Annotated in this window: 20 protein-coding genes; 2 read left to right on the top strand and 18 right to left on the bottom strand. The window is 36.7% G+C overall.

Features of this window, described 5'->3' with window-relative positions; genetic code table 11:
- Nucleotides 1–5 precede the first annotated feature (5 nt).
- On the top strand, nt 6–251 hold the full coding sequence (locus ACFFHF_RS04000) for a DUF2626 domain-containing protein (RefSeq protein ID WP_160546586.1): 246 nt from the start codon (nt 6–8) through the stop codon (nt 249–251).
- Nucleotides 252–310: 59 nt separating this feature from the next.
- On the opposite strand, the gene ACFFHF_RS03995 is transcribed toward ACFFHF_RS04000, so the two are convergent.
- Complete coding sequence (locus ACFFHF_RS03995) at nt 311–1393, bottom strand: class I SAM-dependent methyltransferase (RefSeq protein WP_160546587.1); 1083 nt, start codon at nt 1391–1393, stop codon at nt 311–313.
- A 204-nt stretch (nt 1394–1597) separates the two neighbouring features.
- A complete protein-coding gene (locus ACFFHF_RS03990) occupies nt 1598–2230 on the bottom strand; it encodes an MBL fold metallo-hydrolase (protein WP_160546588.1) in 633 nt (210 codons plus the stop codon).
- A 239-nt stretch (nt 2231–2469) separates the two neighbouring features.
- Between ACFFHF_RS03990 and ACFFHF_RS03985 the strand changes: the two genes are divergently transcribed.
- The gene (locus ACFFHF_RS03985) at nt 2470–2643 is read left to right on the top strand and encodes a DUF2759 domain-containing protein (RefSeq protein WP_340904624.1); all 174 of its coding nucleotides are present in this window, start codon (nt 2470–2472) and stop codon (nt 2641–2643) included.
- 52 nt (nt 2644–2695) lie between these two features.
- On the opposite strand, the gene ACFFHF_RS03980 is transcribed toward ACFFHF_RS03985, so the two are convergent.
- The 16 genes from ACFFHF_RS03980 to ACFFHF_RS03905 form a co-directional block, all read right to left on the bottom strand.
- Nucleotides 2696–3841, bottom strand: coding sequence for a YqgU-like beta propeller domain-containing protein (locus ACFFHF_RS03980; protein ID WP_160546589.1), 1146 nt, complete (start codon nt 3839–3841; stop codon nt 2696–2698).
- 72 nt (nt 3842–3913) lie between these two features.
- Nucleotides 3914–5101 (bottom strand): M14 family metallopeptidase, encoded by a 1188-nt coding sequence (locus tag ACFFHF_RS03975; RefSeq protein ID WP_160547395.1) that lies wholly within the window; start codon nt 5099–5101, stop codon nt 3914–3916.
- 113 nt (nt 5102–5214) lie between these two features.
- Nucleotides 5215–7095 carry an LTA synthase family protein gene (locus ACFFHF_RS03970; protein WP_160547396.1) on the bottom strand — a complete coding sequence of 627 codons (1881 nt, stop codon included), beginning with the start codon at nt 7093–7095 and terminating at the stop codon, nt 5215–5217.
- A gap of 259 nt (nt 7096–7354) precedes the next feature.
- Complete coding sequence (locus tag ACFFHF_RS03965; protein WP_160547397.1) at nt 7355–8332, bottom strand: ROK family glucokinase; 978 nt, start codon at nt 8330–8332, stop codon at nt 7355–7357.
- Between the two features lie 18 nt (nt 8333–8350).
- Nucleotides 8351–8545, bottom strand: coding sequence for a YqgQ family protein (locus ACFFHF_RS03960; protein ID WP_160547398.1), 195 nt, complete (start codon nt 8543–8545; stop codon nt 8351–8353).
- A gap of 125 nt (nt 8546–8670) precedes the next feature.
- A complete protein-coding gene (locus ACFFHF_RS03955) occupies nt 8671–10128 on the bottom strand; it encodes a spore germination protein (RefSeq protein WP_377057660.1) in 1458 nt (485 codons plus the stop codon).
- A 137-nt stretch (nt 10129–10265) separates the two neighbouring features.
- Nucleotides 10266–11786, bottom strand: a complete 1521-nt coding sequence (locus ACFFHF_RS03950; RefSeq protein ID WP_377057632.1) for a rhomboid family intramembrane serine protease — start codon at nt 11784–11786, stop codon at nt 10266–10268.
- 143 nt (nt 11787–11929) lie between these two features.
- Nucleotides 11930–12121, bottom strand: coding sequence for a protein YqgO (gene yqgO / locus ACFFHF_RS03945; protein WP_377057630.1), 192 nt, complete (start codon nt 12119–12121; stop codon nt 11930–11932).
- A 62-nt stretch (nt 12122–12183) separates the two neighbouring features.
- The gene (locus ACFFHF_RS03940; protein WP_160547402.1) at nt 12184–13140 is read right to left on the bottom strand and encodes an L-lactate dehydrogenase; all 957 of its coding nucleotides are present in this window, start codon (nt 13138–13140) and stop codon (nt 12184–12186) included.
- 56 nt (nt 13141–13196) lie between these two features.
- Nucleotides 13197–13973, bottom strand: coding sequence for a DUF92 domain-containing protein (locus ACFFHF_RS03935; RefSeq protein WP_377057629.1), 777 nt, complete (start codon nt 13971–13973; stop codon nt 13197–13199).
- Nucleotides 13966–14532 carry a 5-formyltetrahydrofolate cyclo-ligase gene (locus ACFFHF_RS03930; RefSeq protein WP_377057627.1) on the bottom strand — a complete coding sequence of 189 codons (567 nt, stop codon included), beginning with the start codon at nt 14530–14532 and terminating at the stop codon, nt 13966–13968. Before ACFFHF_RS03930 ends, ACFFHF_RS03935 begins: the two co-directional genes overlap by 8 nt.
- Before the next feature lie 74 nt (nt 14533–14606).
- On the bottom strand, nt 14607–14756 hold the full coding sequence (gene rpmG / locus ACFFHF_RS03925; protein ID WP_066049658.1) for a 50S ribosomal protein L33: 150 nt from the start codon (nt 14754–14756) through the stop codon (nt 14607–14609).
- Nucleotides 14757–14830: 74 nt separating this feature from the next.
- Entirely contained in the window at nt 14831–15460 is a 630-nt protein-coding gene (locus tag ACFFHF_RS03920) for a hypothetical protein (protein WP_377057625.1), read from the bottom strand.
- A gap of 1 nt (nt 15461) precedes the next feature.
- Complete coding sequence (locus ACFFHF_RS03915; RefSeq protein ID WP_377057624.1) at nt 15462–16904, bottom strand: nucleotidyltransferase family protein; 1443 nt, start codon at nt 16902–16904, stop codon at nt 15462–15464.
- Between the two features lie 40 nt (nt 16905–16944).
- Nucleotides 16945–18126, bottom strand: a complete 1182-nt coding sequence (locus ACFFHF_RS03910; protein ID WP_377057622.1) for a glycosyltransferase family 4 protein — start codon at nt 18124–18126, stop codon at nt 16945–16947.
- A complete protein-coding gene (locus tag ACFFHF_RS03905; protein WP_377057621.1) occupies nt 18116–18604 on the bottom strand; it encodes a DUF4912 domain-containing protein in 489 nt (162 codons plus the stop codon). Before ACFFHF_RS03905 ends, ACFFHF_RS03910 begins: the two co-directional genes overlap by 11 nt.
- Between the last annotated feature and the right edge of the window lie 141 nt (nt 18605–18745).

The raw sequence follows: 18745 nt of genomic DNA, 5'->3' as shown, positions 1-18745 counted from the left end.
ATCATATGGATCGTATGTTTAGAGTATTGGGGTTTTGGACAGGTATCTTTGCCGTTATGTTCTACTTAGGGCATATGCCACAAACGTCATTGCTATTCTTTGGTCAAACGGGATTTTTCATTCTGTTAAGCTACCTAAAGCTTTCTGAACGTATGTATATTTATATTTTTGGTGCCTATTTAACAGTGTTCTTCGTTGGCTTTACATACTGGTCAACATTTATGATGACACCAGGTGCTGGCGGGCATTAATAGGAACGAACCCCCATGAAAGAGGGAGAAAAGCGATGGAATTAATCCATCGCTTTTTATTATATCGAGAATTCCTTTGATAAATTTTTCGATTGCAAAACTACTTGAAAATGGCTACTCATACCACCCGGAGTGATTAAACTGCGAATTGCACGATTTCGTTTACTTTGTTCCGAGAAAGGATTTGGATCATAATGATCTTTTAATAATTCCAAAATACCAACTTCTAAAAAGAATTCATCTTGTCTTATAAATCGTTCTAAATTAAGATCATACTTTTTTCCAATACGAATGAAAGGATCCCATTGAACATGTGAGGTGATGTCCATCTCTCCTGGGTGTTCAAGAAGGTTTGTTTTCATTTGATGTTTCGAATATCCCCTTAAGCTCCCTTTTGATCGTGCTGGTTCTTCCCATTCTGAGTCGGTATAACCGTAATCAACCGATAGCAATATTCCTGAGTCAATAATAGTTGAAGCCTCTTTAATAAAATCAACCATTGCTATGGGTACTTCTGCTCGCTCGTGTTCTCGTAGGTCTCTCATATATTCTGTCACATAGGATTGAACGTTTGTGTTTGTTAGTGGTACTAATAATTCCTTTAAATCCTCATTCTCCACCGTAATCATGACTTCATGAAGGAGCCCTTTTTTCTTCTCAATAACATGTACGGGGAGAGCATCAAATAACTCATTTGAAAAAACCATTCCCTGAAAGCCTTTTAGCGCACTCAAGCTATCAATAATAATGATTTTCCCATCCTCTACCCCTCTTTGTATCAATTGCTGATGAAAAGGACTTGCCTCTAAAACGAAATACGTGATCGGTTCGGTCGTTAATACACTCCATTCTTTCAAAAAACTTTGAGCAAATCTTCCTGACCCAGCTCCGATTTCACAAAGATTAGCTGGTATAACTCCCTTCGATACTTGTTTATAGTACCACCTTGCCATTAGCTGACCATAAATATTTCCAATGTTACTAGTTGTAATAAAGTCTCCTTGGCGACCCACCTTCTCCCCAGCTTTCATATAATAGCCACACTCCCTATCATATAAAGCTAATGCCATATATTCAGCATAAGAGATTTGCTTTTCTTTGGATGAAGTGATCATTTCAATTATCTTTTCCTTCACAATCATATCCACTATCCTCTATTGACACAGTATTTATTTTGTAATATCGTAATAGTAATTCACCATCCCTCCCAAAGAAGGAATGGAAGTATCCCTATAAAAGACCCTACTCACGTTGAGAAGGGTCTTTTCATTTGTTAAAGCTGTTTTCTTAGCACAATCAATCAAATTATGTTTCAAAAAGCTACAAAGTTAAGAAAAGAGCCTTTGTTAAAAACCATTTAAAAATGGATTGGAATCCATCTCGTCTCCAATAGTTGTTGTGTATCCATGTCCAGGTAACACTAGAGTTTGCTCGGGAAGTGCAAGTAATTTACTATGAATACTCTTAAGAAGCTGATCATGATTTCCACCAGGCAGGTCTGTTCTCCCGATGCTTTGTTGAAACAACGCATCTCCTGAAATAACAAATTCTGCTTCCTCAAAGTAAAACGACACACTTCCTGGAGAGTGTCCAGGCGTCTCAAACACAGAAAAAGTAAAGTCCCCGATAGTTATTGTTTCTTCCTTTTCAAAGAACATATTTGCTGGCTTTACGGATGTAGAGACTGGCATCATAAAGAATTTTGACCCATTTAAAGAGGGATCTCCCAACCAGTTTTCTTCTTTCTTATGTATATATACGGGTACTCGATAATGATCTCTAATGATGTCCACTGCTCCAATATGGTCAAAATGAGCATGTGTCAATAGAATTGCTTGTGGTACCACTTTTCTTTTTTCTAGTAATTGAATAAGTTTTTTCCCTTCATCACCCGGGTCAATAACGAGGCAATGATATCCTTCGGTTACGATATAGCTGTTGGTTTGTAACGGACCGAGGGGGACTTGTTCCCATTTCATAAGATTTTCCTCCCTAACATTTGATCATAAGGATATTTTACACTAGTTTTACGGAAAGGAGAAACATTGCTCTACAGAATTGATGTCAAGAAAGTGTCATTTTTAGACCTCGACAAATGGGATAAAAACCGCTAAAATAAAATACGAATGTAAACACTTACGTTACATAGGATACTGAATATGCACAAAAAATAAAAGGCATTTGTCTGTCTTTATATTTGATAAAGGGGGCTGTCAAAGTGGGATTGGTCATTATATTTGCTTTAGTTACATTGCTATCAGCATACGGAGCATTTAGTTCACTAAAAAACAAAAATTTTCTTGGGTTATTTTTTGCTGTAGGAACTTTAGCTATATTCGGTTTCTTTACAGTTATGACTGTGATCCACCATGGATATCCAGCAACGCACTAATACAATAGCATTGCGATAAAAAAGGACTGCGAAAAGTATTCGCAGTCCTTTTTTATTCTTCTATCAACCCTAATTTCTTTTTCTCTCCAAGCAGGAGGATTTTCTCTAGACTGTATCCGTACAGACACAATGTTCCGTTTGGAGAGCAGCTGATGGGTTCATTCACTATATCTTCTATTACTACAAACTCCTCATTAGACTCAACAGAAAACTTAATAAGGTCGAACGTTCCTTCGTAAGTGTCAATCTCCGAACTATATTGTGGCTTAAATGTAAAGAATTCATGAGAATCCTTGTTGAAATCATAAAAAGGTACGGACCACCCTGAAAAATTCGACAGTTGTGGCAACAACAATTTTGACTTCACTTGAAAGTCTTGATCAAAAAATGTGTAGCTTCCTACAGATGATTCTTCACTAGGGTCTATGGTTATAGTAAGTGTGTGTTTCGGAAAAACATCTACCTGATAAACATCCTTCAAGACATCCTTACTTACTTTACTATTAATATTATACTTTTTTAACGGCGCAGAAAGCGATGGACTATCCGTACGCCAATCGAGGTATAGAAGTTCGTTAACATTACTCCAATACGCAAAAGGTTGAGGGATGGTTATTTGAGCAAGTGTATTCTTGCTAATATCTAATGTATAGGTGTGATATTGCCAATCTTCAGTAAAACTCGTTATTAGCAAAAGATTTTCATTATACTCGTTCCATTCGATAGCCAATTCATTAGATGGTATTTCTGATGACAAGATGATTTTTCCACTAGACGAGATAATTGTTACCAATCCCATACTTGAATTAGGTGAAGAATGAATAAGTATACTGTTTCTACTAGGACTAATAGTTACCGATACAATAGGATAAACACTCGAATACAAAAGAGTCGACTGACCCTCTACTAAGTCATAGGAAAAAATGGAGGAACCCTCACTAGTTTCTGTTACATATAATATGGTTTGATTATCTAACCAACCACTAGCAGAAGAAAAGCTTCCCTTCATCTCTTTAATGGGCAGCATAAGCTTACCACCAATAAACGATAGGGGTATTTCCTTCTTTTTCAACTCATTATTATGTAATGATTGAGGCAAGCTTTTTGGTACACTTTCCTTACTACATCCGTATAATAGAATATTACAAAGAAGGAAAAGAATGAGATAAAGTGCCTGTTTGTTTTTTACTGAAAACACTAATCTTTTCCTCCTTAAAGACAATTATATTTATTTTACCTTTCTCTATTGCGGTGAACAAGTAAAATCTTCTTAAACATACATGGCAGCTAAGAAAATTCCAAGCATTTCATGATATATCTTTTTATACTGTGATAACGGGAGCGGATTGATTCCTTTCCCAAGTTCGAGTGTAAACCCAGCTTGTTTAAACTCTTGTATAAACCAGTCCTTATAGCCTGCATGGCTGTCAATATATTGTACAGAACGATATCCGCTGACACGTTCAAACTCGTTTGCCAGTGAATATGCCTCAGAAGGTTCTAATCCTTCATAACCCCAATAAAACTCTTCTCCTTGTGTATGAAAAGCCAATAATCGATGAAAATTCCTTTCCTTAGCCAGCTGAGCCATTGCAATTGCCTCAGGTTCTGTTAAAGGTTCATTACCAGGGAAATCTCTAGCTGATGGTGCTTTCGGTATTTTCCTCTCTTTTTCAATTTCCCATTTGGCCGGAAATTGATTATTAAGATCAACTCCACGAATATTTGCTTTCCAACCTACAAAATCACTACTGCCACCGTTGTATGTTACTAGTTGAGCCCTCTCACTTTCTAGCGGACCATGTAAAACCAAATCCACTCCATCTGGATTCACCATAGGTACGATAGATACATCGACACGGTTGTATAGGCTCTGAATATCTATTCCTCTGATTGTTCTCTGATTGATTAATGCCAAAAGAAAGGTATTCACTAACTGCATGAGTATCGGGGTAGTAATCCATTCATTCGCATGAAAAGAAGCATTATAGTGTAATTTTAAATCTCCTTTGCCGAACCGAAGCTCATAAATCGGATTTCCACGAACACTTTGCCCTATGGTACTTGTTGAGACAAAAGGATACATTTCAACAAGTTTTCTAATATCTGTTTCAAGTAGAGCTGAATCATAAAATGTTTGACCGTGTATAATTGGTTTAATCATTCGCTTTGGTATATTAACAGTTTCGCCTTTCTCAAAACTGTTTGGATTACGCTTCTGATTGACTAACAATAATGCATCGATGGAAAGATTATAGTGAAGAGCTAGTCTCCAAAAGGCATCATTCTGTCCAATTATTCGATTTTCTATCTCAAATCCTGGAATCTGTATCGTTTGCCCTTTTTCAAGGATTGTATCATTTGTCATTTTGTTAGCGTCTAGCAGTAAATGCATGGGCAACATAAATAATTGACTAAAATACTCCAATGAGTCACCAGACCGAACCTTAACTTTCAAGACCATCATCTCCTTCCTTTATCGATTCATATGAAGAAGATGAAAAAAGATTCCTAGAAAGAGTAGGGAAATCTAAAACAAAAAGAGCCTACAAAAAGTAGGCTTCTCTTTGATCACTCATTTGTGTCTTTTTTGATATTCCCAGATTTTTCGTAAAAGCGAAGCAAATCCCCATAAACAATTTTATCAGAGTACTCCAGCTCATTTTTCGCTTTTTCCATGTATGGCTCGCAAGCATCAGCAGAATCAGTAGCTTCCCCTGTCGATTTGTCATAACATGTGCCTTTGGTGTAAACATAGTCTTTCGTGATAAAACTTCCATCACGAAGCAGAGTAAACTCTGTATAGTCTTTAGAAAACAGATCCGATCCGAAATCAATATTTTGCTTCGTATCAATTCCAAGTAAGTGAAGGATTGTAGGCTTTAAATCAACCTGTCCTGACACATTGTGAATAACCTTTCCTTCTTGCCCAGGAATGTGGATGATTAAAGGTACTCTTTGAAGCTGCGTACTTTCAAACGGTGTGATTTCTTTACCTAAAAACTCACCCATGGTTTTATTATGATTTTCCGATATTCCATAATGATCACCATATAAGATGATGATTGACTCCTCGTACAATCCATTTTCCTTTAATTCTTCAATAAAAAGCTTTAATGCCTCATCTTGATAACGGACCGTAGGGAAATAATTATTTACTGTTTTATTAGTAGAATCATAAGGTTGAATATACAAATCTTCCTCGCCAAGTTCAAATGGGAAGTGATTGGTTAGAGTAATAAATTTCGAGTAAAACGGTTTTGGCATATTTAATAAATGATCAACTGATTGTTCGAAGAAAGGAATATCCTTAAGCCCCCAACCAATCGAGTTTGTCTCATCTACGTCATAATCGCCCAATGCATAAAATCTTGTATAACCTAATGAATCATACATTAAATCACGATTCCAAAAACTCTTGTTATTAGCATGGAGAGAAGCTGTGTAATAGCCATTTTCATTTAGAATTTCTGGTGTCGCCCGATACTCATTTTCTGAATGAGTAAAGAAGACTGCCCCACGGCTTAAGCCATATAAAGAATTTTCAACTATAAACTCAGAATCTGACGTTTTACCTTGTGCAGTTTGGTGATAGAAGTTATCAAAATAATAACTTTCCTTAATAAATTGATTTAGGAAGGGCGTAATTTCTTGGCCATTGACTTCCTGATTAATAACAAAGCTTTGCGTTGATTCCATTGAGATTAAGATGACATTTTTCCCTTTAGCAATTCCAAACATATCATCACTAGGACGCTTGTAATTCGCTCGAACATAGTTTTCTATATCCACCAATTCACTGCCGTCAGCTAATGCTCTTTGAGCGGAAGATTTAGACTGTAAAAAGGCATCGTAAATGTGGTAATTGTATGTTCCAATATTTTTAACAAGCATTTCTCTATCAAATGTTCGAGTAAGGAGTTGTGGTCTTTCTGCTTCAGCCAAACCTAAATTAAAAAATGCAATGGCAGCGGTAAGTAAATAATACGCACTTATTACTACTTTGTTACGATTTTTTTGTTCTGTTAAGGTTGGTCTTCGCAACACAAAAGCAACGATAAGAAAGAAATCAGTGAAATACAAAAGATCCTTCCATTCTAGAAGTTCATTCACACTGCTTCCTAAGTCTGCCATATTACTTGTTTGAAACAAGACCGGTATCGTTAAGAAATCATTAAAGAAACGATAAAAAACAACATTACTAAACAGAACGGCCGACATCAGAAAACTTGTTGTAATTATGAATCGATTTTGGCTTTTTCCCTTTAAAAACAAGCCAATACCAAAGATAAACATAAGGAAACTTAACGGGTTTATAAATAAAATAAACTCTTGTCTCCAGTTCTCAATTTTAATATCAAAGCTAGTTTTATAGACGATATATGTTTTTATCCAAAGCAATACGATTGCAATTGCAATCAAAGGAAACTTTGACCATTTCAACTTGTTCATGCAGCCTGGTACCTCCTGTTTCTTGGTCAATGGTATATTTTGGTATAATCATAGTTAACCAAAAATAATCTTAATACGTTTTTAACAAAAAATCAAACTCATCATAATAATTGTTTTATAGAATGTTAAATTACTGAACTCCATATTACCCTAATAATAGACGTTTGAAACTTAAAATAGTTTCAACTTTGTCCCATTTTTTTAAAATTGACTAAAAATAAAAGGAACCTCCACTAAATTCGTAGAGGCTCCATCCAAATTATTTACTAACATAATCTCTTATTAACCAAGCTGCACCAATAACACCTGCGTCATTTCCAAGTGTTGCAACAGCGATTTTTGTTGATTCCTTAACTCTTGAGAAGGCGTATTTCTCAAAGTTTTGACGAACGCTGTCAAGTAAAATATCTCCCGCTTTTGAAACCCCTCCCCCAAGAACAATTTTCTCTGGGTTAAGTGTGTTTGCAATATTAGCTAATGCTAATCCAAGATGGAAACTTACTTCCTCAATTACTTCTTTTGCAAGTCCATCTCCATTTCTTGCGCTATCAAATATATTTTTGGCTGAGATGGTGCCCTCTTCACGATAAATCGATGCGAGTTCTCCACTTAAATCCTGTGCCTTCTTAAGCTTTTCTTTTCCTATTCGAACGATACCTGTTGCTGAAGCAATGGTCTCCAAGCAACCTGTTTTTCCACAGTTACAAGGTGCTCCACCGACAGGGATGGAAGTAATATGACCAATCTCACCGGCTGCTCCGCTTACACCTTGAACAATATGCCCATTAGCGATCACCCCACCTCCAACACCTGTTCCTAACGTGACAGCAACGATATCCTTCCCACCATTTCCAGCACCCTTCCACATTTCACCTAATGCCGCACAGTTTGCATCATTATCAATGATAGCAGGTAGAGATGTTTCTACTTCTAATAAATCCTTTAAAGGATAGTTATCATCCCAGCCTAAATTTACAACATTGTAAATAATTCCAGTTGTATAATCTACTGGACCAGGTGCACCCATTCCTATCCCTAAAAGCTTACTTTTAGGCTGATCTAACTCTTCAAGCGCCTGATCAATTGATTTGGCAATGTTTATTGTAATATTTTTCCCCTTATCGCTATTATCTGTTGGAATTTCCCATTTTTTCAGGATTTCACCATATTGATTAATAAAAGCAAGCTTTGTTGTTGTTCCCCCTAAATCTACCCCAACCAACCACTTATCTGTCATATTCGCACCTACTATTCTTTATTTTTTTATTTGTTGAATTTCATGACGTACAATAAATAATGCCGTTTGAAAGTCCTGTTCTTCAATCAACTGAGATTGATATAATTCCTTCAGTTCTTCCTCCATCAATTCTAAATCAGCAAGGCGGTCACCAACATAAATAATAGTCCCAAACTTTTTTAAAAATTGTTGAATATCATATGTATTCTTCATGTATTTACCTCAAGTACTTAATTGTGAAAGCTTGTACAAACGCTTTCATAATTAAGTATAATCGAAAATCACGGTTTACTCAATACTACAAAAAAAATATGCCTTTCTAAAAAGAAAGACATGAATTATCTATCAGGATCTTGAGGATTTAAAATTTCTGGCCTCTTACTTTTTAAAGGAATCGGTGATCGAATAAGAACATCTTTTAATGCTTTTATATCAAAGGGGATGAATGGCCAAAGATATGGGACACCAAAAGATTTCATATTTGCAAGCAACAGGATTAAAAGTACGATCCCCACCACAAACCCGATTGTCTGGAATAGAGCTGTGAAAATCAGTAAGCACAGCCTTACTAATCTTGAGGCTAAGCTCAATTCATAGCTCGGGGTTGCAAACGTTCCAAGCGCAGCAATAGAGAAGTATAAAATGACTTCGTTACTCAATAATCCTACTTCGACAGCAACTTGTCCAATCATCAAGGCTGCTACAAGACCAAGGGCAGTTGCTAATGCTGATGGAGTATGAATAGCTGCCATCCTTAGCACGTCGAGCCCAATCTCAATCAGAAGAAACTGTAGAAAAAGTGGTATTTGTCCCATCTCATTGGGTCCTATAAAGGAAAGAGCTTTTGGCAACAATTCTTTATTCGTTGCTAATAAATACCACATTGGCAACAAAAAGATAGAAGACCAAACCGCAATAAAACGTACTAATCTAAGATACGCACCAACTATAGGTTTGTTTCGATACTCCTCTGCATGCTGTAGATGGTGCCAAAAGGTAACCGGGGTAATAATCACACTTGGTGACCCATCCACGATGATACAAACATGTCCCTCATATAAATGTGTAGCCGCTGTATCTGGCCTTTCGGTATATCGAATCACGGGGAAGGGATTCCAATGTCTACCTGACAAGTACTCCTCAATTGTTTTGTCAGCCATCGGTAAGCCATCCGTATCAATTTTTGATAAAGCTTCTTTTAGCTGTTTAACCATATGAGGATCGGCAATATCTTCTATATAACTAATAACGATATCCGTCTTTGATCTTCTTCCGACCTGCATATATTCCATCCGTAGTGTACGATCTCTTACTCTTCTTCGGGTCAGAGCTGTATTAAAAACAAGTGTTTCGACAAAGCCATCTCTTGCTCCTCTAACCACCCTTTCAATATCTGGCTCTTGAGGGCCACGAACTGGGTAGGTTCTGGCGTCAATTAAAATGGCTGTCGGTATCCCATCTACAAGAAGTGCCGTAGGACCTGCTAATACGGTGTCAACTACCTTATCCAAATCGTCTGTAGTTTCCACTTCGACATAAGGAATATACGTTTTTAACAATGCACTCAGTGCATCAGGCTCAAGCTGTTCCTTCTTTAAATCTGCTAATAGTTTCATTAAATAATGCAGGATATCATCTTTAACAAAGCCATCCACAAAATAAAACGCCATTTCTTTCTCTGCGTATTCTACATCTAGTTGAATAACATCAAAGCTTTTATCGACACCAAGAGCATCTCTTAAATAACTTGTGTTGGTATGTAGTTTTGAACTCACCTTATGTTTTGCTGCTTCCATAGCGTTCACCTCGTTCAAATGAAGAGCTTTCTCCAAAGATTTCCATGTATACTTCAACATCTTAGACATCCCCCCATAAAAACATACTCTCTCAATTGAAAAAGGTGATGCAAAAACATCACCTTGGGAATCATGTATTATTCTTGTATTTTATTTAAAAAACTTTGATACTCCTCTCGCTCGGGAGCGAGTTCAGCTGCTTTTTGTGCATATGTTAGGGAATCTTCTTTGTTTCCTAATTCATAGGAAACAAGGGAAAGATTATAGAATGCCTCATGAAAATACTGATCAAGGTCTACTGCCTTTTTTAAATGTAGCTCCGCTGAAGCGAGATCGTTTTGTTTGATCTCAACATAAGAGAGCTGAAAAAATAATTCTGCAGAGGAATGATGAGTTTGAATCGCATGGGTCAATAAATGATAGGCTTCATCATAATTCTCGTCCTGAAGATACACTTGAGACAAGACCATCACCGATTGTGCATCTGTAATTTTTTCTGGATTTGCGTAGCCATACCATAACAAACTACCCATTCCTCCTACAGTAAGGAATAATACTAATAGTTTCTGTAACCATTTTTTTTGTTTTGGAAAATGTAAAACGGCCGTAGCTAGAAATCCTCCTACAAGACCACCTAGATGACCAGCGTTATCAATTCCTGGAATCGTAAAACCAAGAGACAGGTTGATGGCAATAACAACCAGAACATTGAAGCCCATTGTCCGAAGGAAGAGGGATCGATAGTTAAGTCCAAAGTATAGAAGAGCTCCAAAGCAACCGAAGATTGCTCCACTTGCACCAGCCGAAAGATTTGTAGTAAATAAAAAACTTGCCACTGATCCGCTAAAACCGGCGAACAAGTATATTAAAAGAAATCTCATACGTCCATATATTTTTTCAATTGTCGGCCCAAGATAGTACAAGGCCAGTGTATTCATAAATAAATGGATAAATCCGATATGAAGTAAGATGGGGGTAAAAAACCTCCACCATTGTCCCTCTAAAATAAGTGGATTGAACTTCGCACCATACTTTATGAGCGTGGCCGTATTCGTGCTTCCACCTTTCCACTCTAGAAAAAGGTAAGCAATAATTTGAAGGGCCATAAAGACATATGTAAAAAGAGGTTTTCCATTTTCAAACATGCTCTTCTCCATTCTTATACGCTCAACAGCTTTTTCTAAAGTAGCATTTTTTAAGTCCTCGATTTCATTTGAAGAGTACTCCTCCTGTTTCTCAAATCGTATCTCCTCACTAAATATATATTCCAATTCAGAGATTTCCTTATGATAAGTATCCCGGGTAATCACCTTTGTTGTGACATTTGTCTTCAGAAACTTACTTTCCGAGAGCAGAAAATCATAGTCATCAACCGGTGGATAGGCTGACACATATAAATTTAATACGTTAGCCTCGCCGCGAACCAATTGACGTCGGATAGCTTCACCATTATTCCCGCTGTTCTCAATATCCCGAGCAAGCCAATTGCTCCAGTCTAAGTCGATCCGTCTAAGTCGAATAATTGGTACTTGTTTGTTTTCTACTCTTTCAAACCATAATTCCTCTTGCGAAGGAGAGGTTCTTAACAGTCGATACTCCTTTTTATGAATAAGAAAATGTGCTAGCTTCCAAAATAAATAATCTTCTAATTTATTCAAGCTTCCCCCTCTTCCCTTTACAAAGATTTACTCACATTATATACGAGATTGATTCTTAATAAAAAAGTTTTGAGTTCAGTTCTGTTACAATGGATAAATGGGCATAAAAAAGACCAAAGTTTACAAAAACTTTGGTCTTTTTCTTAAAAGGCAGGACGTCCTGAGAATACCGTTTTTGTCATTAAATTTCTAACATACGGTACATTCATTAAGGAACTTACAACCATTCTTCTTATCATTGGACTACCGAGTATGATATTAACCAATCGAAAACGATTCTTATAGGCATAATATCCACCAATACCAACTAATACCATAGAAAATAAACGTGACATTTTCATCCCTCCTACCTATAGTTTGAAACGTCAAATTCATTTTTATCCATGACAAATGAAAATCATTTTTCAATCTTCATGACAGGTTCCATTGTCTTTTTTAGCACTTTAACAGAGTGAGCAAACTTTACCTTCTCTGTTTCATCTAGATCCAAATGAACTACTTCTCTAATTCCATTTCTATTTACGACTGCAGGTACGCCTATGTATACATCATTTTGATCGTATTCCCCATCAAGGTAGGCTGAAACAGTAAGAACCGAATTTTCATTTTGCAAGATCGCTTTTGTTACACGAACTAAGCCCATGGCGATTCCATAAAAAGTCGCACCTTTTCTTTCAATAATGTGATAAGCTGCATCTCTTACATTAAGAAATAGCTCCTCTAAATCCTCTTGCTTATACTCACTATTTTTCTTAATCCATTGTGAAATTGGAATGCCGGCAATATCAGCTCGACTCCATACAGGAAGCTCTGTATCACCATGCTCACCGATAATGTAGGCATGAATATTTCTTGTATCTACATTAAAATAATCTCCTAACAGGTAGCGGAACCTTGCTGTATCAAGAATCGTACCAGATCCAATGACTCTTTCCTTAGGCAGGCCAGAAAACTTCCAGACAGCATAGGTTAAAATGTCTACCGGATTTGTAGCAACTAAAAATATACCATCAAAGGAATTTGCCATAACTTGCTCAACAATCCCTTTAAAAATACGCGTATTTTTTTCAACTAGATCTAATCTAGTTTCACCTGGCTTTTGATTTGCCCCTGCACAAATGACCACTAAATCAGCATCTTTACAATCACTATAATCACCAAACCATATCTTTGTTGGGCTTGGAGCAAAAGGCATCCCATGGTTTAAATCCATAGCATCTCCTTCTGATTTTTCTTTATTTAAATCAATTAGCACTAGTTCTTCCGTTACCCCTTGGTTTAACAGTGCAAATGCATAACTAGAACCTACAGCACCCGTTCCAATTAGAGCTACACGATTAACATGATTTTTCATTCCATTCCCTCCTTCGTTCATTACTTATGGTTTCCACATTACATTATTTTCATGACCTAATACATTAACAATATCGCTATAGCAGGAGCAATGCCAGATATGAAGTTTACAACATCATTATTTAAAAATTTTCTTCCTCTTATTAACGCTGTTCTTCTTTGACAATGAATGATTTTCTCGGTTTCTACCCCACATCGAGAACACCTATACAACGCTTGTAGATATGCACCGAGGAATGTATCTATAACATTACCTAGAAATCCAAATAAAAAAATCACCCAAAATTCAGATATTTGTAAGTTAAATAGTACATAAGATGAATAGGCAATCAAAATAGCTCCTGCTACCGCTGCCATTGTCCCTAATAAACTGACTGCTCCCGACGTTCCTCTTTCAACAACTGAAAAAGTACGAACAGAGTAAGGGCGTCTTTTACTTAACGTGCCAATTTCCGATGCCCAAGTATCAGAGTTAGATGTAGCAATAAAAACACAAAAAGCTAAGAGTAAATGATTAGTTTGAAAGAATCCATACAATACGCTTAGTAGTGCCGCCATTCCACCATTGGCCAACACTTGCTGATAATCACGTCTAGAACCCTTCGCATGCTTCTCCTCGACTACCATTTTCTCCTTCCTTTTGTATACAGACCAAAGACTGGAAGAAACAAAGAATATCCCTAATAAAATCAATCCTTTTAGCCCTAAGCCAAAGCAAATAAGTAGCCCAACAAATACAGCTGATACACTCCCTGACTTGGTCAAAAAACGCAAGGCATACCCAAGAATAGATGCCACAATGATAAAGGACGATATTAGGATATATTCAATCAATACCAATAACCTCCTCTGAGGTAATAAGCTTTTTCACAGGAATATCATGTGGTTCTAATGGAAGCGAAGGGATGATTTGTTCTGGAAAAGCTAATGAGATCGTATTACCTTCATAATCACTTAGAAAACGATCGTAATAACCACCCCCGAACCCAATACGGTAGCCTTTTGATGTATACCCTAAGCCTGGGACAATAACTAAATCTATTTTACTTTTATGAACTTCAACCGTTTGACTGACAATTGGTTCTAGCAGGCCAAAAAAGACGGTTTCTAGTTGTTCAAAAGATTGAATTCTATGAAAAGTCATTGTACGAGTCTCTTTGTGACACTTTGGAACGACAATCGTTTTCCCTGCTTCCCAAGCCTCACGAATGATCGGGTATGTATCTACTTCTGGTGTTCTTGAAATGGTAATTGCAATGGTAGTAGCGTCCCTCCACTCCTCCGTTTTGAATAAACGAGTAGCAATCTGAGTGGATTGATTTTCATATTGTTGTTGCGGCTTTTTCTGAAGGTCTTGTTGAAGGATGGTACGAAGGAACCTTTTACTGGTCAATGAAATTCCCCCTGGTATTTGAATGTATGTATGAATATAAACACAAAAAAAAGCAGTGGGAATGACCCTACTGCTTATTTTGTTTCACGGTGTAAAGTAACTCGCTTTAATCTTGGGCAATATTTTTTCAGCTCGATACGATCTGGGTTATTGCGCTTATTTTTTGTAGTGATATAGTTACGATCACCAGTTTCAGTGCAAGCTAATGTAATGTTCACACGCATATTTATCCCTCCAAACTCTATCTGTTCAGACTTGTTCGTTATTTGTTCATACGACTTTTCTATAATACCATTATTTATTTTGAAATGCTAGTGTGTTTTTTTAAAATTGTATCATTAAGATGTAGAAGCAAATTTTTCTCCGTTCCTTGAACCACCCACGCGGTGCCTTTTCTCGAAGTTTGAGCTGGTACGGTTAAGTCGAGTGTAAAGATACTTGCCGCAGCACCCTTTCCCATCGGCTGATATTTCAAGATTCCTTTCGTTTGATCGGCCCATATTTGTTCTGTTGGAATATTCCAAAGAGGCTGTACGGTTTGTTGAATCGCTCCTTCTTCGGATTTCCCATTTACTAGAAACATCTTTTCACCTGAAAGATGAAAAATCACTCTTTCAAGTGGCGATACAAACGAGAGATGTTCGGTTGCCACTTCGTGATGACGGCTCATAAAGACTAGCTTCATGTTCTTTTCCACTGGACTATGATTTCTGACATACACTTGGAACAATCGAACTTTTGAATGGATACTTTCTTCTTTAACATGAATGGAAATCAACTCTGAAGAGATTATTTTTTCATGCCCATTGGAGATCCAATGCATATTTCCACCTATCCATAAACCCGGTATAGTTGAAAACTGTTTTCTCATATAAGGAGTGTGCTCAACTGGATCCTTTTCTATCGACAGATACGTATTTGTTATCATATTACACCCCTTGATAGATCGTTATTTGATTACGGCATTCATAGGCCATTGCTCTAGCAGTTTCAATACTCTCCGCATGTGTATAAATGGTTATATATTCTTCCATTTCGAACGGAAATATATATATCCAACGATTATCACTTAAGTGGAGCTGAACTCCTTCTTTTATGTTTATATCCCTTGTTTTTTCAAGCATACTCTCAATAAGTATTCTAACCATTTTACTTTTTAATTGTGAGGGACAATGTATTTTTGTTATAGTCACTATTGCATCAATTGGGAGCTTTGTTTCAAGACTCTCCATGCTGTATTCACTACCTTGATAATCCTCATGCTCATAAATAAGGCCATTTTCATAAAAATTTTCAGGTTTGGTAGCAGCACTACTACTTATTTTACTCTGAATCTCTTTCTTTTCAAAAACCACCATATTATCCAGCATACTCGCTCCTTCTTCAACCACAACAAATGAAGCGATGACACAATTTACAATATGAGAGTCCTTTTTTATTTGAACTCCATCCCATAGAATGGAATCTTCTATAAAACAGTCCACCTCTATTACACAATTTTTCCCAATGACGGTATTTGCTCCAATGATCGTATTGGAACCAAGTTTTGAACCTTCACCAATTAGAACGGGACCTTCAATTCTACACAAAGGATCTATTTCACAATTTGGGCCAACCCACACATCTTTTTTAATCTCCTTGTACCCTCTTTTTTCTTTCCATCCCAAGAAGGGTAACAAGAAATCTCGATGTACTTGGTGGTATGTATGAATTTGACCTATGTCCATCCAGTAGCCCTCCAAACTAAAGCTGTAAAGAGCAACATTCTTCTCCAGTAATAAGGGAAATAAATCATGGCTAAAATCGAATGGACAGTCGCTTGGAATATAGTTTAATATGGATGGTTCAATAATATAAATTCCTGTATTGATTTGATCACTAAAGATTAGGTGCTGAGGCGGCTTTTCAAGAAAACAACGAACTTTCCCTTTCTTATCTTTGATGACTATCCCGTAATGTTCAGGTTGTGCTATCGAAGTTGTTATTACCGTAAGCTCACTTCTTGATTCAAAATGGAATGTAACAGCCTTTTGAAGATTAAATTGATTAACCACATCTGAAGATATCACAATAAATGTTCCATCAATAAATTCCTTTAAAGCTTGAAGACCACCTGCTGTACCCATCGGGTTTGTCTCATATAAATAAACAAGCTTAACTCCATATTTGCTCCCGTCACCACAATGTTTTTGTATTTTTGTCGCTAGATGATGGATTGTTATGGCTATTTCCGTTACTCCCTGTGACTTTAACCATGAGATACAAAGATCAATGACAGGAGTATTCAAAATTGGTACGAGAGGTTTAGGAGTTAATAATGTAAGTGGCGACATCCGGGACCCTTTCCCACCAGCCAATATCACGCCCTTCATTCTTATCTCTCCTCTACATCCTTTGTTTGTGCAAACTTAGTTACAACCTAATCTGCATAACCGTTTCTTCAAAAACTCGGTGTGTATCCTCTGCAATTTTATTCCAGCTATACATCGTATCAACCATTCTCTTACCACTCTCACCTAATTGTATGGCAAGTTCTTCATTGTCTAAAAGCATCATTGCCTGCTCAATAAAACTCTTGGCATTATTGCTACACATTAATAACCCCGTGTGTAAATGACTAATAATGCTCTTTAAACCTCCAACATTCGATACAATCGTTGGTTTCGAGTAGGCCATAGCTTCTAACGCAACGATCCCAAACGGCTCATACAAACTTGGAAAAACAGCTAAATAGCATTGTTTAAAGAGAGCTTCTCTTTCGTCATCTGTAACAAATCCAATGAAATGAATATTGTTCAACCCAAGGACTTCCACTCGGTGTCTAAACTCTTGAAGCATTGGACCTTTCCCAGCAATAATAAAGTAAACATCAGGTCGACTTCTTTCCATTTCTTTTGCTGCCTCAATAAGAGTATGGAAACCTTTTTCATTTACCATCCGACCAATTGAAAAGACCATTTTTTTCTTCTTATGAATGGGGAATTTTTCTAAGATTTCCTTTTTATAAGTAATGTTGGCAATGCTTGTATCTATTCCATTAGGAATCATGACAATTTTTTCGGGCTCTATTTTAAAAATGTGAAGTACTTCTTCTTTCATAGAAGAGCTACAAATAATGATTTTATCTGAATGATGAATGAGCTCTTTCTCTTGTTCATAAATCTTTTTTTGCATTTCAGTATATATTCCTTCATTCCTACCATGTTCAGTAGCGTGTATCGTTGTAACTAAAGGTAACTGTCGTTTCTCTTTCAATGTCACCGCAGCAGCACCTACAAGCCAATCGTGAGCATGAATCAAAGCATATTCATGTTCTTTCATCAGATCCATTGCTTGATGAACAATTGATAAATTTAAGCCTCCGACCCAACGAATAAAGCTGGAGTCTCCCTCATTCAAAGGAACTACCCTAAATATTTCTATATTACCTATTCTTTCATACATTGGAAGCGCCTCGACCCAAGTCGTTATGATATGAATCTGATAGCCAATGATCGTTAATGCTTTAGCTAATCCTTCCACATGCCTAGACAATCCTCCAACAACATTTGGAGGGTATTCCCATGAGAGCATTAGAATTTTCTTATTGTTCACGTTCCCACTCACTTTCCTTCACATTTTCATATAAGCTGTATGTGCTAACATATTCATTCCATTCACGTGAATTTTTTACAATGACATGAAGTGACTTCTGTTCTTCAAGGAAATCCGTTTGTTCTATTTGGATAAACTCAGAACGATGAACTGGGAAGTATTGATCCTCCACGAAAAACCCTAATTCCAGTAAATATACTTTGTTATCCTTCAAACCTTTTAATGTCCAATAGTTTTGTTGTACAGGAACACTAATATCTAAGAAAGGAAACTTTGTCTCATTATTATCGAGTTGTTTGGTCACATCATAAACTCTCACAATCTGACCTACAAGAGACTGTTTAAAAAAGCGTTGTATAACATCCATTTTTAGTGGTGACGTATACCAACAAACGAAAAGCTTGTCTTTAGCAATAAATTGAGTGTGTATCCCATCCTTTTCTTTTGTTTTAGCCAATGTATCGGAAACAATCGTCATTATGCACCTCAAGAATTTAGAAATTAACAGTAGTTTTCAGTCTTTAAAAATACCTATTTGTTAGTTTCATCGTAGCACTGATAGGTTTCTCTCACAATAAACACATTTTGTCGTAATCTGCCTAACCCCGTCACACCTTTT

Origin of the sequence: Robertmurraya beringensis, from assembly GCF_042433785.1 — a bacterium.
In the GTDB taxonomy this organism is placed as follows: domain Bacteria; phylum Bacillota; class Bacilli; order Bacillales; family Cytobacillaceae; genus Robertmurraya_A; species Robertmurraya_A beringensis.
Note: the sequence above shows the minus strand (reverse complement) of the source record. Positions and strands in the feature narration are given on the sequence as shown.

Bases quoted from the DNA above. Each gene is read 5' to 3' on its own strand.
- ACFFHF_RS04000 (WP_160546586.1), top strand. From the start codon at position 6: ATGGATCGTATGTTTAGAGTATTGGGGTTTTGGACAGGTATCTTTGCC.
- ACFFHF_RS03995 (WP_160546587.1), bottom strand. From the start codon at position 1,393: ATGATTGTGAAGGAAAAGATAATTGAAATGATCACTTCATCCAAAGAA.
- ACFFHF_RS03990 (WP_160546588.1), bottom strand. From the start codon at position 2,230: ATGAAATGGGAACAAGTCCCCCTCGGTCCGTTACAAACCAACAGCTAT.
- ACFFHF_RS03970 (WP_160547396.1), bottom strand. From the start codon at position 7,095: ATGAACAAGTTGAAATGGTCAAAGTTTCCTTTGATTGCAATTGCAATC.
- ACFFHF_RS03965 (WP_160547397.1), bottom strand. From the start codon at position 8,332: ATGACAGATAAGTGGTTGGTTGGGGTAGATTTAGGGGGAACAACAACA.
- ACFFHF_RS03960 (WP_160547398.1), bottom strand. From the start codon at position 8,545: ATGAAGAATACATATGATATTCAACAATTTTTAAAAAAGTTTGGGACT.
- ACFFHF_RS03955 (WP_377057660.1), bottom strand. From the start codon at position 10,128: ATGGAAGCAGCAAAACATAAGGTGAGTTCAAAACTACATACCAACACA.
- yqgO (WP_377057630.1), bottom strand. From the start codon at position 12,121: ATGTCACGTTTATTTTCTATGGTATTAGTTGGTATTGGTGGATATTAT.
- ACFFHF_RS03940 (WP_160547402.1), bottom strand. From the start codon at position 13,140: ATGAAAAATCATGTTAATCGTGTAGCTCTAATTGGAACGGGTGCTGTA.
- rpmG (WP_066049658.1), bottom strand. From the start codon at position 14,756: ATGCGTGTGAACATTACATTAGCTTGCACTGAAACTGGTGATCGTAAC.
- ACFFHF_RS03920 (WP_377057625.1), bottom strand. From the start codon at position 15,460: ATGATAACAAATACGTATCTGTCGATAGAAAAGGATCCAGTTGAGCAC.
- ACFFHF_RS03915 (WP_377057624.1), bottom strand. From the start codon at position 16,904: ATGAAGGGCGTGATATTGGCTGGTGGGAAAGGGTCCCGGATGTCGCCA.
- ACFFHF_RS03905 (WP_377057621.1), bottom strand. From the start codon at position 18,604: ATGACGATTGTTTCCGATACATTGGCTAAAACAAAAGAAAAGGATGGG.